The following is a 13,702-nucleotide window of genomic DNA, read 5'->3' on the forward strand; positions in this document are numbered from 1 at the left end:
AGGTGGCCGGTCGGCACAAGCCTGGTACGGGCGGACTCGCCCGTATCGGGGCCTAGAGGTCGACCTCCTGCATCAGCATCCCGACCTCCGTGTTGGACAGCCGGCGCAGCCAGCCCGACTTCTGGTCGCCCAGCGTGATCGGGCCGAAGCCGGTGCGCACCAGCTGGTCGACGGGGAAGCCCGCCTCCGCCAGCATCCGGCGGACGATGTGCTTGCGACCCTCGTGCAGGGTGACCTCGACCAGGTAGTTCTTGCCGGTCTGCTCGACGACCCGGAAGTGGTCCGCGCGCGCGTACCCGTCCTCCAGCTGGATGCCGTCCTTGAGCCGCTTGCCGAGATCGCGCGGGATCGGGCCCACGATGTGCGCGAGGTAGGTCTTCTTCACCCCGTACCGGGGGTGGGTCAGGCGGTGCGCCAGCTCGCCGTGGTTGGTGAGCAGGATGACGCCCTCGGTCTCGGTGTCGAGCCGGCCCACGTGGAAGAGACGGGTCTCACGGTTGGTGACGTAGTCGCCGAGGCACTGGCGGCCCTCCGGGTCCTCCATGGTGGAGACGACACCGGCGGGCTTGTTGAGCGAGAAGAACTGGTACGACTGCGTGGCGACGGTCAGGCCGTCGACCTTGACCTCGTCCTTCTCCGGGTCGACGCGGCGGCCCTGCTCAAGGACGATCTCGCCGTTGATCTCGACCCTGGCCTGCTCGATCAGCTCCTCGCAGGCGCGCCGTGAGCCGTAGCCCGCGCGCGCGAGCACCTTCTGCAGCCGCTCGCCCTCCTGCTCGGCGCCGGGGAAGGTCTTGGGCAGCCTGACGTCCTTCTTGCCCGCGTACCGCTCGCGGTTGCGCTCCTCGGCCCGCGTCTCGTACTCGCGGGACGTGGCGGGCGCGCTGCGGCCGCGCTGCTGGGGCCGCTTCGGGCCGCCCTTGGCGCCGCCGCGGGCCGAGGGGCCGCGGCCCGACTTCGGGCCGTCCTGGGTGGCGCCGGGTCCCACGTCGTAGCGCCGCTCCTCCGGGCGCGGCTTCTTGGGACGGCCGCCCTGCTTGTCGTCGCGGTTGTTGCCGGCGCCGCGGTGGTTGCCGCGGCCACCGCCACTCCCGCCGCGGCCGCCGCTGTTGCCACCACGGCTCCCGCCGTTGTTTCCGCTGCTGTTCCTGCCGCTGCTGCTTCGCATCAAAATTCCGTCTTGTCGTCTGCGTCCCCGGAGTCCGGGGCGTCCGGATCGAACGACGGGACCCCTTCCAGTGTGTCGGCCTCGATCGCCTCCGCCTCCGGGAGGAAGGGCGCGAGCTCGGGGAGCTCGTCCAGGCCGCGCAGGCCCATCCGCTCCAGGAAGTAGTTCGTCGTCACGTACAGGATCGCACCTGTTTCGGGTTCCGTGCCCGCCTCCTCGACCAGACCCCGCTGGAGGAGGGTGCGCATCACGCCGTCGCAGTTCACGCCGCGCACCGCGGAGACGCGGCTGCGGCTGACCGGCTGGCGGTAGGCGACCACCGCGAGGGTCTCCAGGGCGGCCTGGGTGAGCCGGGCGTGCTGGCCGTCCAGGACGAAGCCCTCGACGGCCGCGGCGTACTCGGGGCGGCTGTAGAAGCGCCAGCCGCCCGCGATCAGCCGCAGCTCGAAGCCGCGGCCCTGGACGGCGTACTCGTCGGCCAGCTCGCGCAGGGCGTCGGCGATCCGCCGCCGGGGCCGCTGCAGTATCTTCGCCAGCTGCTCCTCGGTCGCGGGCTCGTCGACGACCATGAGGACGGCCTCCAGGGCGGGCTTGAGATCGAGTCCGGCGACGCCGTCCGGCCCGCTCTCGGCCTCCGCGGCCCCCGTGGTCTGCTCACTCACGCCTTCTGCTCCTCCTTCGGCGCCTCGGGCGGCCGGTCGAACTCGTCGGTCACCGACGGCTGCGTCTCCCCGTCCCCGCCCGTCCAGCGGACCAGGAGGTCGCCGAGAGCGGTCTCCTGGTCCAGTGCGACGGCCTTCTCCCGGTACAGCTCCAGCAGGGCCAGGAAGCGGGCGACGACGGTCAGCGTGTCCTCGGTGTCCTGGACCAGCACGCGGAAGCTGGCCTCGCCCAGCTCCTTCAGGCGGGCGACCACGATCCCGGCCTGCTCCTGCACGCTGACCAGGGGCGCGTGGATGTGCTCGACGTACACCTGCGGCTTGGGTCTCGGCTGCATCGCCTTCACGGCGAGCCTGGCGAAGCCCTCGGGGCCGATGCTGATGACGACCTCGGGCAGCAGTTCGGCGTGGTGGGGCTCCAGGCCGACGGTGCGCGGGTAGCGGCGGGCCTCGGCCTCCAGCCGGCCGTTGAAGATCTCCGCGATCTGCTTGTACGCGCGGTATTGGAGCAGACGGGCGAAGAGCAGGTCGCGGGCCTCCAGCAGGGCCAGGTCGGCCTCGTCCTCGACCTCGGCGGCGGGCAGCAGCCGGGCCGCCTTGAGGTCGAGCAGCGTGGCCGCGACCACCAGGAACTCGGTGGTCTGGTCGAGGTCCCAGTCCGGCCCCATCGCCCGGATGTGCGCCATGAACTCGTCGGTCACCTTCGACAGCGCGACCTCGGTGACGTCCATCTTGTGTTTGGAGATCAACTGGAGGAGCAGGTCGAACGGCCCCTCGAAGTTGGCGAGCCGCACCTTGAAGACACCGTCGCCGGCGTCCTCGGAGGTCTCCTGCGAGGACCCGCGGGACGAGGCGGCGCCGTGCGGGCCGGAGACGTCCTCGGCCTGCTCCCCGGGCGCGCCCGCGCCCGCCGGCGCCCCGGCCGCCCGGACCGGCCGCTCGACCGGCCCGGGACGCCCATGGTCCGCGGTCCGGGGAACCTGTTCCGGCACGGGGGGCGGATCCACGGCGGGAACGGCTTCGGGCGGGCCGTCCGCCCGTGTCCGCTGGTCGGCAGGCGCGGCGGCCTGTCGGCCGGGTGCGGCCGAGACGCGTCCGATCGCCGCCGACGCCTCCGTCTCCGTTCCCGCGTCGGTCGACTCCGCCTCCGTGCGCACGGCGGGGCGCGTGGGGTCCGGTTGCGCGTCGGGCGCAGTCGCGCCCGGAGTCCCGGGGTCGTACTCCTCCGCGTCCGGCGCCGCCGGCTCGGGGATCCGCGCCGGGTCTGCGGGGTCGGCGGCCGACGCTCCGGCCGATGCGGCGGCCGGTCCGGCGGGGGCGGGCGCCCGTCCGGCCCGCAGGTCCTGTTCGGTGGGCGCCGCTCCGGCGGTCCCGGACGCGCCGTCGCCGGAAGGCGTCTCCTCGGGCAGCGGCGCGGCCGCCGGCGCTCCCGGGCCCCTGCCCAGCACGCGCCGGCGGCCGGGGCGTGGGCCGCGGTCGGGGCGGGGGGCGTCGTTCGAGGTCATGGCCCCCGCAGGCTACCGCTACCGCCCGCGCAGCCGTCGTACGAGGATGCTGGCGTCCCCGCGGGTCTCCAGGTCGGCCAGGACCACGGCGACCGCCTCGCGGACGATGCGGCCGCGGTCGACGGCCAGGCCGTGCTCGCCGCGGAGCACCAGGCGGGCGTGCTCCAGGTCCATCAGCTCCTCGGCGGAGACGTACACGGTGATCTTCTCGTCGTGGCGCTCACGGCCGCTGGGACGGCGCGAGGGCGACCGTCCCCGCTTGCGCGGCCGGTCGGCGGCAGAACCTTCCTGCGCGCCCGCACCCGGCCCGGAGCCCCGCGCGGAGCGCTCCGTGCCCCGGGTGCGCGACTCGCCCGCCGAGCCCGGTTCCGCGTCCGCCGCGGCGTGCTCCGCGCCCTCGCCGTCACCGCCCTGCGCGGGCACCGACTGCGGTGCGTCCTCGGCGGCGGCCTGGTCGCTCTCCCCCGCCGGGGCCGGCACCCGGGCCTCGCCGCCCGCCGGTCGCCGCGGGGTGGACGCCTGGAGCGCCGTTCCCCCTGTCGTACGGAAGAGTTCGTCGGCCCCCGGCAGACTCACTCGGCGTGACACCGGGCGAGCACCTCCCTGGCGAGCTGGCGGTAGGCGGCGGCACCGACGGAGTTGGACGCGTACGTGGTGATCGGCTCGCCGGCGACCGTGGTCTCCGGGAAGCGGACCGTGCGCCCGATGACCGTGTGGTAGACGTGGTCGTCGAACGCCTCGACGACCCGCGCGAGCACCTCACGGCTGTGCACGGTGCGCGAGTCGTACATCGTGGCGAGGATGCCGTCGAGCTCCAGGTCGGGGTTGAGCCGCTCCTGGACCTTCTCGATCGTCTCGGTCAGCAGCGCCACACCGCGCAGCGCGAAGAACTCGCACTCCAGCGGCACGATCACCTTGTGCGCGGCGGTCAGCGCGTTGACCGTGAGCAGGCCGAGCGAGGGCTGGCAGTCGATCACGATGTAGTCGTAGTCGTCCATCAGCGGCTTCAGCGCCCGCTGCAGGGTGGACTCGCGCGCGACCTCGCTCACCAGCTGCACCTCGGCCGCCGACAGGTCGATGTTGCTGGGCAGCAGGTCCATGTTGGGGACCGCGGTCTTCAGCAGCACCTCGTCGGCCGCCATGCCCCGCTCCATGAGCAGGTTGTAGACGGTGAGGTCGAGCTCCATCGGGTTGACGCCGAGTCCGACCGACAGCGCGCCCTGCGGGTCGAAGTCGACGAGCAGCACCCGGCGCCCGTACTCGGCGAGCGCGGCACCCAGGTTGATGGTCGACGTGGTCTTGCCCACGCCGCCCTTCTGGTTGCACATCGCGATGATCTTGGCGGGGCCGTGGTCGGTCAGCGGGCCCGGGATCGGGAAGTACGGCAGCGGGCGTCCGGTCGGGCCGATGCGCTCACGGCGCTGTCGGGCCGCGTCGGGCGCGAGCGTGGCGGCGTACTCGGGATCCGGCTCGTACTCCGCGTCCGGGTCGTAGAAGTGCCCCTCGGGCAGTTCGTCGTAGTCGGCGAAGTGGTTGCGGGGCGCGCCACTTCCGTCGCCGGCCATGGCGTTCACGTGTTGGCCATCCATACTCATGTGTGCTGTCCGAGTTGCCTGCGGACTGTGGTGGTCGGCTGCGGAGGTGCGTACAGCTACGGAGCCGACAGCCTCGAGACGCCCGGGACCGTGGGTCCGCGTCGGCATTCCTGGTTGACCACCCCCGGGAGTAAATGTCGACTCATTCACAAGTCGTCTTACCTCCTTGGTGACCAGGGAACTTCTAGACAGGTCAGCGTGGCACCATGCCGACGTTCGGCGACTCTATGGCGTGTCGGCCGTCCGCAGCAACACAATCCGCCGGACCCGGCCCGATGTGTCGGCAATGAAACATCCCTCTGTCAAGGGCGTACGGCCGTCGCACAGCAGGTTTCACCGGTGCGCGAATCGGTTGAAGCGTTACGTTCGAGGCGAGTTGACCGAGAATCGCAAAGTGACCATACACACACCCGGCCGGACCTTGTCGGGCAAGGTCCGGCCGGGTGTGTGGCGTTGACGGCGTCTGTTGACGTATCGCCTTTACCGCTTGACGACTTAGGCGAGCAGCGAGGCCAGTTCCACGTGCTCCAGGCCGTGCGCCTCGGCGACCTCCCGGTAAACGACCTTGCCGTCATGGGTGTTGAGACCCTTGGCCAGCGCGGCATCGCGGCGCAGCGCCTCGGCCCAGCCGCGGTTGGCCAGCTCCACGATGTACGGCAGCGTGGCGTTGGTCAGCGCGTAGGTGGAGGTGTTGGGCACCGCGCCGGGCATGTTGGCGACGCAGTAGAAGACCGAGTTGTGGACCGGGAAGGTCGGCTCGGCGTGGGTGGTCGGGTGGGAGTCCTCGAAGCAGCCGCCCTGGTCGATCGCGATGTCGACAAGGACACTTCCGGGCTTCATCCGGGACACCAGCTCGTTGGTGACCAGCTTCGGGGCCTTGGCGCCCGGGATCAGCACGGCGCCGATCACGAGGTCGGCCTCCAGGCAGGCCTTCTCCAGCTCGAAGGCGTTGGAGACGACGGTCTGGATCTTCGTGCCGAAGATCTTGTCGGCTTCCTTGAGCTTGGTGATGTCCTTGTCGAGCAGGGTGACGTGGAAGCCCAGACCGATGGCGATCTGCGCCGCGTTCCAGCCGGAGACGCCGCCGCCGATGACGACGGCTCGGCCCGCGAGCACACCGGGGACACCGCCCGGCAGCACACCGCGGCCGCCGTTGGCGGCCATCAGGTGGTAGGCGCCGACCTGGGGGGCGAGGCGGCCCGCGACCTCGGACATCGGGGCCAGCAGCGGCAGGGCGCGGCTCGGCAGCTCGACCGTCTCGTAGGCGATGGCGGTGGTGCCGGACTCGATGAGCGCGTCCGTGCACTCCTTGGAGGCGGCCAGGTGCAGGTAGGTGAAGAGCGTCTGGTCCTTGCGCAGGCGGTGGTACTCCTCCGCGATCGGCTCCTTGACCTTCAGGAGCAGGTCCGCGGTGGCCCAGACCTCGTCGGCGGTGTCGAGGATCCGCGCACCGGCCGTGACGTACTCCTCGTCGGGGATCGAGGAGCCGACGCCGGCGTTGCGCTCGACGACGACCTGGTGACCGTGGCGCACCAGCTCGTGCACGCCGGCGGGGGTGATGGCCACCCGGAACTCGTTGTTCTTGACCTCGCGGGGGATGCCGACCTTCACGTGGATCACGGTCCTTGGCTCAGAGGATGGGCTATTACAAGGCATACCCGCTCAAGCGCGGGCACACCGGGAGAGACCGCCGGAGAACGTGCGGCAGAGCCAGTTTAATGAAGGCGTTCTCTCTGTCTAGCCTTTCAAAGCATTAATCTTCAGACGATGTGCTGCGGATTTCGCAGGTGTCTGCGGGATCTTCCCTCAGCATCCGCTCGGCGGTGCCCCGCTCCAGGCCCGCCGCGGTGGGGTCGCCGAGCCGGTCGAGCGTGTCGGCGAGCCGCAGGTGCAGCGCGGCCTGGAGCCGTACGTCCTCGGCCCGGCGGGCCCAGTCGACGGCCTCCTGGCAGGTGCGCAGCGACTCCTCGGGCCGCCCGGCGTACTCCTGGACCCTGGCCAGCTCGGACAGCGCCCTCGCGTGCGCGGCCACGTCGTCGCCCCTGCGGTGTCCGGCCACCGCCGCGCGCCAGGCCCGCACCGCCTCGCCGTAGCGTCCGGCGTAGGTGTGGGCGGTGGCGAGACGGCCGTAGACCCGGGCGGCGTCGGCGCGCTCGTCCCGGGCGAGGCGCTCGGCGAGGGCCCGGCCGAACCAGTCGGCGGCCCGGTCGTAGTCCCCCAGCTCCAGATGGGCGCCGCCCACGGATTCCATCGCGCGGCCGGTCGCGTACGGGTCGTTCGCCTCCCGTCCGGCGTCCAGCGCGGCCCGGTAGCGCACCAGCGCCTCGGCGGTACGGCCGGTGCGGGCGTCCAGGTCGGCCAGGTTCAGCAGGGCCGCCGCCTTCTCCCGGGGCAGTTCGCGGCGCTCGGCCACGTCGAGGACGAGCCGGTGGATCCCGTACAGGTCGGGGGCCGCGGCCCGGGTCCCGAAGTGGGCCACCATGGCCCGCACCAGCTGGGACATGAGTCTGCGGGCGAGGGTGTCCAGCTCGCCGTCGGCGACCGCGAGGCGGGCCGCCGCCAGCAGGGCGGGGCGCCGGGCGCGCAGCCAGTCGGCGGCGGCCCTGGGGTGCGGGAAGCGCAGGTCGCGCGGTGTGGCGAGGAGCTTCTCGCGGGCCTGCGGGCTGTCCGTCTCGGTGACCGCGCGGCAGGACTGGAGCAGCCGCACCGTCCGCTCCAGCATGCGGGCGCGGGCCAGTTGCAGCTCGGCGGGCCGGTCGTGCCTGCGGGCCAGGGCGCCGAGCCGGCCGTGCAGGCACCCGGGGACCTCGTACTCGGGCAGCGCCGAGTCGACGGCGCGCAGCAGGCCGTGGGCGACGAAGTCGTCCAGGGTGGTGCGGGCGCCGCTCACCGAGCAGCCGGCCAGCGCGGAGGCGGTGTGCGGGTCGACCAGGCCCGCCGGGGCGAGGGAGAGCAGCCTCAGCATCCGGGCGGCGGTGCCGGGCAGCGACGCGTAGACGAGGCCGAAGACACGGCCGAGCGCGCCTGACTCGTCGCTCTCCGCGTGCACGTGCTTGGCGAGGTCCGCGACGGCCGCCTGGGGCCGGGCCGCGAGCCAGCCGCCGGCCAGGGTCAGCGCGGCGGGCTGGGCCTGGCACAGCTCGACCAGCTGTTCGGCGGCCCGGGGGTCGACGGTGATGCGGACCGAGCCGGTGTGGCGGGAGAGCAGTTCCACGGCCGACTTGGTGTCCAGGCCGCCCAGCGTGCACGGGCGGACGTCCGCGATGCCGGTCAGCGGGCCCTCGGCCACGGCGACCGCCAGGCAGTCAGGGGTGTCCGGCAGCAGCGCGTCGACCTGCTCGGCGTCGGCGACGGCGTCGAGCAGGAGCAGCACCCTGCGGTCGGCGAGCGCGGTGCGCAGGGCCTCGGTGAGGTCGTCCTCGTCGGCCCCGGGCGGCGCGGTGCGGTCCAGTGCGGTGAGCAGGTCCCGGGCCAGGCGATCGACCGGGACACGGGTGCCGTCCGGCTCGCTCAACCGGGCCCGCAGCACGCCGTCGGGGTAGTCGTGCGCGACCCGCGCGGCCAGCTCCTCGGCGAGCGCGGTGCGGCCCGAGCCGGGGCGGCCCGCGATGAGCAGCACGCGCGCGCGAGGGGCCTTGCGGCCGGAGAGGGTGTCGAGGCCGGCGCGCTCGATGTCGGCGCGCAGCCCCTTCAGCTCCCGGGTGCGGCCCAGGAACCCGCTCTCCTCAGAAGGGTCCTGGGACAGTCGTACGCCGTCCGTGTCCACCGCCTGATCCGTCACGGGCCACACTCCCGATCCCACCGCACGCCGGTGCCCGCCGGAAGCCCGGTTCGGGCGTTTGAGAGCCTAGTTCACGCTCTGCGACGTTCCCGGTGGAGCGCGGCGGGCACATCCCCCGATCGGATCAGCCGATGGTCACACCGGTGGGGTTCCGAGGCCGTCCTCAGGCCTCGAAGGGGCGGGCCGGCCACGGCGCCAGGGCCGGACGGAGCGCGTCGAGCCCCTCGCCCCGCTCCGCCGCGACCAGCGCGAGCACGCCCACGACCAGGCAGTTGTTGTGCAGCTCGCCCGCGAGCACCCCCTGGACCAGGTCGGCGACGGGCACCCGCGCCAGCTCCATGTCGGCCTCTTCGTCCTCGACCTCGAAGCGCTCCCCGGCGGCCTCGGACAGGTCCCGGGCGAGGAAGATCCGTACGGCCTCGTCGCAGCCGCCGGGGGTGGTGTAGACGTCGGTCAGCACCCGCCAGTCCTCGGCCTTGACGTGCGCCTCCTCGTACAGCTCGCGCTGGGCGGCGTGCAGCGGGTTCTCACCGGGGACGTCGAGCAGGCCGGCCGGGATCTCCCACAGCTTCTCGCGCACCGGGTGCCGGTACTGCCGGATGACCAGCGCCCGGCCCTCCCCGTCCAGGGCGAGGACGGCCACCGAGCCGGGGTGGACCTGGTAGTCGCGGGTCACCACGGAGCCGTCGGGCATCACCACGTCGTCCGTGCGGACCGAGGTCTTCTTGCCCCGGAAGGGCGTCCGGCTGCCCCGGATCTCCCACTCCTGAGGGGTGTCCTTGATCGTGCTGCCCGTCATCGGTGACCTGTCCTTCCAGAGGTACGCGAAAGCCGGGGCCCGCGCCGTTGAGTGCGCGCGCCCCGGCCACCGTACAACTGGTGTGTTACTTCGACGTCTTCCGCTCGACCGCGGCCTTGACCAGCCCGGCGAAGAGCGGGTGCGGGCGGGTCGGGCGCGAGCGCAGCTCCGGGTGCGCCTGCGTGGCGACCAGGTAGGGGTGGACGTCGCGCGGGTACTCGACGTACTCGACGAGCTTGCCGTCCGGGGAGGTGCCCGAGAAGACGATGCCGGCCTTCTTCTCCAGCTCCGCGCGGTAGGCGTTGTTCACCTCGTAGCGGTGGCGGTGCCGCTCCTCGACGTACTCCTTGCCGTCGTAGACCTCGCGCACGATGGAGCCCTCGGCCAGCTTCGCCGGGTACATGCCGAGCCGCATGGTGCCGCCCATGTCGCCCTCGCCCGCCACGATGTCCAGCTGCTCGGCCATGGTGGAGACGACCGGGTGGGCGGTGGCGGGGTCGAACTCGGTGGAGTTGGCGTCCGCGACACCGGCCAGGTTGCGCGCGGCCTCGACGACGATGCACTGCAGACCGAGGCAGAGGCCGAGCAGCGGGATCCCGTTCTCACGGGCGTACTGGATCGCACCGACCTTGCCGGTCACCCCGCGCTCGCCGAAGCCGCCCGGGATGCAGATCGCGTCGACGTCGCCGAGCTGTGCCCTGGCGCCGGCCGGGGTCTTGCAGTCGTCGGACGTGACCCACTTGATCTTCACCCGGGCCTTGTTGGCGAAGCCGCCCGCGCGCAGCGCCTCGGTGACCGAGAGGTAGGCGTCGGGCAGGTCGATGTACTTGCCGACCAGGGCCATGACGATCTCGTGCTCGGGGTTGTGGACCCGGTCGAGCAGGTCGTCCCAGGTGGTCCAGTCCACGTCGCGGAACGGCAGGTCCATCCTGCGGACGACGTAGGCGTCCAGGCCCTCGGTGTGGATGACCTTCGGGATGTCGTAGATGGAGCGGGCGTCGGGGCAGGCCACCACGGCCGCCTCGTCGACGTCGCACATCAGGGAGATCTTGCGCTTGATCGCGGTCGGGACCTCGCGGTCGCAGCGCAGGACGATCGCGTCCGGCTGGATGCCGATGTTGCGCAGGGCGGCGACGCTGTGCTGGGTGGGCTTGGTCTTCAGCTCGCCCGACGGACCGATGTAGGGCAGGAGCGAGATGTGGACGACGAACACGTTGTCCCGGCCGACCTCGTGCCGGACCTGGCGGACGGTCTCCAGGAACGGCAGCGACTCGATGTCGCCGACGGTGCCGCCGACCTCGGTGATCACGACGTCGACCTCGTCCGTCGCCATGCGGCGGATGCGGTGCTTGATCTCGTTGGTGATGTGCGGGATGACCTGGACGGTGTCGCCCAGGTACTCGCCGCGCCGCTCCTTGGCGATCACCGTGGAGTACACCTGGCCGGTGGTGACGTTGGCCGAGCCGTCGAGGTCGCGGTCGAGGAAGCGCTCGTAGTGTCCGATGTCCAGGTCGGTCTCGGCGCCGTCGTTGGTGACGAACACCTCACCGTGCTGGAAGGGGTTCATCGTGCCGGGGTCGACGTTCAGGTACGGGTCGAGCTTCTGCATCACGACGCGCAGGCCCCGGGCCTTGAGCAGCATGCCGAGGCTGGAGGCGGTGAGCCCCTTGCCCAGCGAGGAGGCGACACCCCCGGTGACGAAGATGTGCTTGGTCGTCGAAGCTGTGCCGGATCGAAATGCGGCGGGCGGCATGGCCAAGAGGGGGCTCCCGTGGTCGCGGTCTGGGGTGCGGTGCGTTCGTCCTCCGCCCCGGTCGTCCCGGGTGTCGTCGGCGGCGCCGTCGCTGCGGTTCCGGGGTTTTTCTCCCACCGGTCCACGGGCTACCAGCGTATCAGCGCCTCGGGGCGATGGCGTCCGGCCACCCTCCGCGCACGCCCGGACACGCAGGTGGGAAGGTCACCGTTTCCTCACCCGGTGGTCACCCGTTCGGCGGACCCGGGTTGCCCGGAGCGGCACACAGATCATCTACGTGCGTCGTATCCTGCTCGGACGTTCGCTGCCGAGCCCGCCCGGCGACACGGCACCACCCCTCGCCCGTCAGCACCGGAACAACGAGAGCTCGTCAGTTCGTTGAGCAACAATTGTCAATCGGGGCACCACGTTTGGCTGCACGGCCGGACGGCTGCTTTGCTTCATGACTCAACGAGGCATGGCACGCAGGACACCCGTCCCCGACACACATTCCTGACACACACCCCTGACCCCATCCTTGACCGCTGACCGCACTAGCGACCGCCCCCATGCGGGGTGACGTGGCCGTTCGACTGGAGTTGCACGTGGCCGGGCGCATCGAAGACTACGCACTCATCGGAGACATGCAGACCGCCGCGCTGGTCTGCCGGGACGGCACAGTCGACTGGCTGTGCCTGCCCCGCTTCGACTCGCATGCCATCTTCGCCGGCCTGCTGGGCACCGGGGAGCACGGCTTCTGGCGGCTCGGCCCCGCGTACGCCCCCGGCGCCGAACCGCCCACCTCGGCCCGGCGGACCTACCGCGGCGACTCGCTGATCCTGGAGTCCGAGTGGGACACCCCGCGCGGCACCGTCCGGGTGACCGATTTCATGCCGCCGCGCGACGGCGCGCCGCAGCTGATCCGGATCGTGGAGGGCGTCTCCGGCCGGGTGCCGATGCGTTCGGAGCTGCGGATGCGGTTCAGCTACGGCCGGGTGGTCCCCTGGGTGCACAAGCACGAGGGCCGCACCGTGGCCGTCGCGGGCCCGGACTCCGTGTGGTTCGACACGGAGGCGGAGACCTACGGCAAGGCACTGACCACGTACGCGGACTTCACGGTGGCGCCGGGCGACCGGATCGCGTTCACCATCTCGTGGGAGCCCTCGCACAAGGAGCCGCCGGCGCTGCCGGAGCCCGAGCAGTCGCTGGTGGCCACCGAGGACTTCTGGCGCGACTGGGTCGAGCACTGCACGTACCACGGCCCGTACCGCGAGGCGGTGGTCCGCTCCCTGATCACGCTGAAGGCGCTGACGTACGCCCCCACCGGCGGCATCGTCGCCGCGCCCACCACCTCCCTGCCGGAGGACATCGGCGGCGTCCGCAACTGGGACTACCGCTACACCTGGCTGCGCGACGCGGCGATCACGCTGTCCTCGCTGCTGCGCACCGGCTACCGCGAGGAGGCCCGCGCCTGGCGCGAGTGGCTGCTGCGCGCGGTCGCCGGCGACCCCGAGAACCTGCAGATCATGTACGGCATCGCCGGTGAGCGGGAGCTGGGCGAGGCGGAGCTGGACTGGCTGCCGGGCTACGAGAACTCGACGCCGGTCCGGGTCGGCAACGGCGCGGCCCACCAGCTCCAGCTGGACGTCTACGGCGAGGTGACCGAAGCCCTGCACCTGGGCCACATGACGGGCCTGGCCCGCAACGACTACGCCTCGGTGCTCCAGCTCAAGCTGATCCGCTACCTGGAGGACCACTGGAACGAGCCGGACGAGGGCATCTGGGAGGTGCGCGGCCCGCGCCGCCACTTCGTGCACTCCAAGGTGATGGCCTGGGTCGCCGTCGACCGCACCATCAAGCTGATCGAGTCCGGCGACGCGGACGGCCCGCTGGAGCGCTGGAAGCAGCTGCGCGACGACATCCACCGGGACGTGTGCGAGAAGGGCTACGACAAGGAACGCAACACCTTCACGCAGTCCTACGGCTCCCAGGAGCTGGACGCCTCCCTGCTGCTGATCCCGCAGATGGGCTTCCTGCCGCCGGACGACAAGCGGGTCATCGGCACCATCGAGGCCATCCAGCGCGAGCTGTCCACCTCGGACGGCTTCATCCTGCGCTACCCGACGGACGGCAAGGACGAGGGCGTCGACGGTCTGCCGGGCGACGAGGGCGCCTTCCTCGCCTGCTCGTTCTGGATGGCGGACGACCTGGCGATGATCGGCCGGGTCGACGAGGCGCGCAAGCTCTTCGAGAAGCTCCTCTCCCTGCGCAACGACCTCGGCCTCCTCGCCGAGGAGTGGGACCCCCGCCTGCAGCGCCAGGTCGGCAACTTCCCCCAGGCCTTCAGCCATGTCCCCCTGATCGACACGGCCCTCCGGCTGACGGCGAGCGGCGCCTACGGCGGCTGACCGGCCCCGCGCTGCCGAGGCCCGGTGCTGCCAAACGCCGGTGACCGTGGTCCGT

10 protein-coding genes are annotated in these 13,702 nt (G+C 71.9%); 1 reads left to right on the forward strand and 9 read right to left on the reverse strand.

The features are described from left to right. Positions 1-52 precede the first annotated feature (52 nt). The 9 genes from ACZ7MF_RS37635 to ACZ7MF_RS37675 form a co-directional block, all read right to left on the reverse strand. Positions 53-1,168 (reverse strand): pseudouridine synthase, encoded by a 1,116-nt coding sequence (locus ACZ7MF_RS37635; RefSeq protein ID WP_471482625.1) that lies wholly within the window; start codon positions 1,166-1,168, stop codon positions 53-55. Further along, positions 1,168-1,830 carry an SMC-Scp complex subunit ScpB gene (scpB, locus tag ACZ7MF_RS37640; RefSeq protein WP_471482626.1) on the reverse strand — a complete coding sequence of 221 codons (663 nt, stop codon included), beginning with the start codon at positions 1,828-1,830 and terminating at the stop codon, positions 1,168-1,170. The genes ACZ7MF_RS37635 and scpB overlap by 1 nt, the downstream gene beginning before the upstream one ends. Next, complete coding sequence (locus ACZ7MF_RS37645; RefSeq protein ID WP_471482652.1) at positions 1,827-2,984, reverse strand: segregation and condensation protein A; 1,158 nt, start codon at positions 2,982-2,984, stop codon at positions 1,827-1,829. The genes scpB and ACZ7MF_RS37645 overlap by 4 nt, the downstream gene beginning before the upstream one ends. Positions 2,985-3,350: 366 nt before the next feature. Then, positions 3,351-3,920, reverse strand: coding sequence for a hypothetical protein (locus tag ACZ7MF_RS37650; RefSeq protein WP_162495132.1), 570 nt, complete (start codon positions 3,918-3,920; stop codon positions 3,351-3,353). Next, a complete protein-coding gene (locus ACZ7MF_RS37655) occupies positions 3,905-5,035 on the reverse strand; it encodes a ParA family protein (RefSeq protein ID WP_161270009.1) in 1,131 nt (376 codons plus the stop codon). Before ACZ7MF_RS37655 ends, ACZ7MF_RS37650 begins: the two co-directional genes overlap by 16 nt. 387 nt (positions 5,036-5,422) lie before the next feature. Further along, positions 5,423-6,547, reverse strand: coding sequence for an alanine dehydrogenase (gene ald / locus ACZ7MF_RS37660; protein WP_471482627.1), 1,125 nt, complete (start codon positions 6,545-6,547; stop codon positions 5,423-5,425). Positions 6,548-6,680: 133 nt separating this feature from the next. Next, a complete protein-coding gene (locus ACZ7MF_RS37665; protein ID WP_471482628.1) occupies positions 6,681-8,708 on the reverse strand; it encodes a tetratricopeptide repeat protein in 2,028 nt (675 codons plus the stop codon). A gap of 163 nt (positions 8,709-8,871) precedes the next feature. Further along, entirely contained in the window at positions 8,872-9,507 is a 636-nt protein-coding gene (locus tag ACZ7MF_RS37670) for an NUDIX domain-containing protein (RefSeq protein WP_471482629.1), read from the reverse strand. An 85-nt stretch (positions 9,508-9,592) separates the two neighbouring features. Continuing rightward, positions 9,593-11,260 (reverse strand): CTP synthase, encoded by a 1,668-nt coding sequence (locus ACZ7MF_RS37675; RefSeq protein WP_471482653.1) that lies wholly within the window; start codon positions 11,258-11,260, stop codon positions 9,593-9,595. Between the two features lie 584 nt (positions 11,261-11,844). Here ACZ7MF_RS37675 and ACZ7MF_RS37680 point away from each other — a divergent pair. Next, entirely contained in the window at positions 11,845-13,647 is a 1,803-nt protein-coding gene (locus ACZ7MF_RS37680) for a glycoside hydrolase family 15 protein (RefSeq protein WP_471482654.1), read from the forward strand. Positions 13,648-13,702: the final 55 nt, after the last annotated feature.

This window comes from Streptomyces sp. NPDC111628 (genome assembly GCF_055635195.1).

Bases quoted from the DNA above. Each gene is read 5' to 3' on its own strand.
- ACZ7MF_RS37635 (WP_471482625.1), bottom strand. From the start codon at position 1,168: ATGCGAAGCAGCAGCGGCAGGAACAGCAGCGGAAACAACGGCGGGAGC.
- ACZ7MF_RS37655 (WP_161270009.1), bottom strand. From the start codon at position 5,035: ATGCCGACGCGGACCCACGGTCCCGGGCGTCTCGAGGCTGTCGGCTCC.
- ACZ7MF_RS37670 (WP_471482629.1), bottom strand. From the start codon at position 9,507: ATGACGGGCAGCACGATCAAGGACACCCCTCAGGAGTGGGAGATCCGG.
- ACZ7MF_RS37675 (WP_471482653.1), bottom strand. From the start codon at position 11,260: ATGCCGCCCGCCGCATTTCGATCCGGCACAGCTTCGACGACCAAGCAC.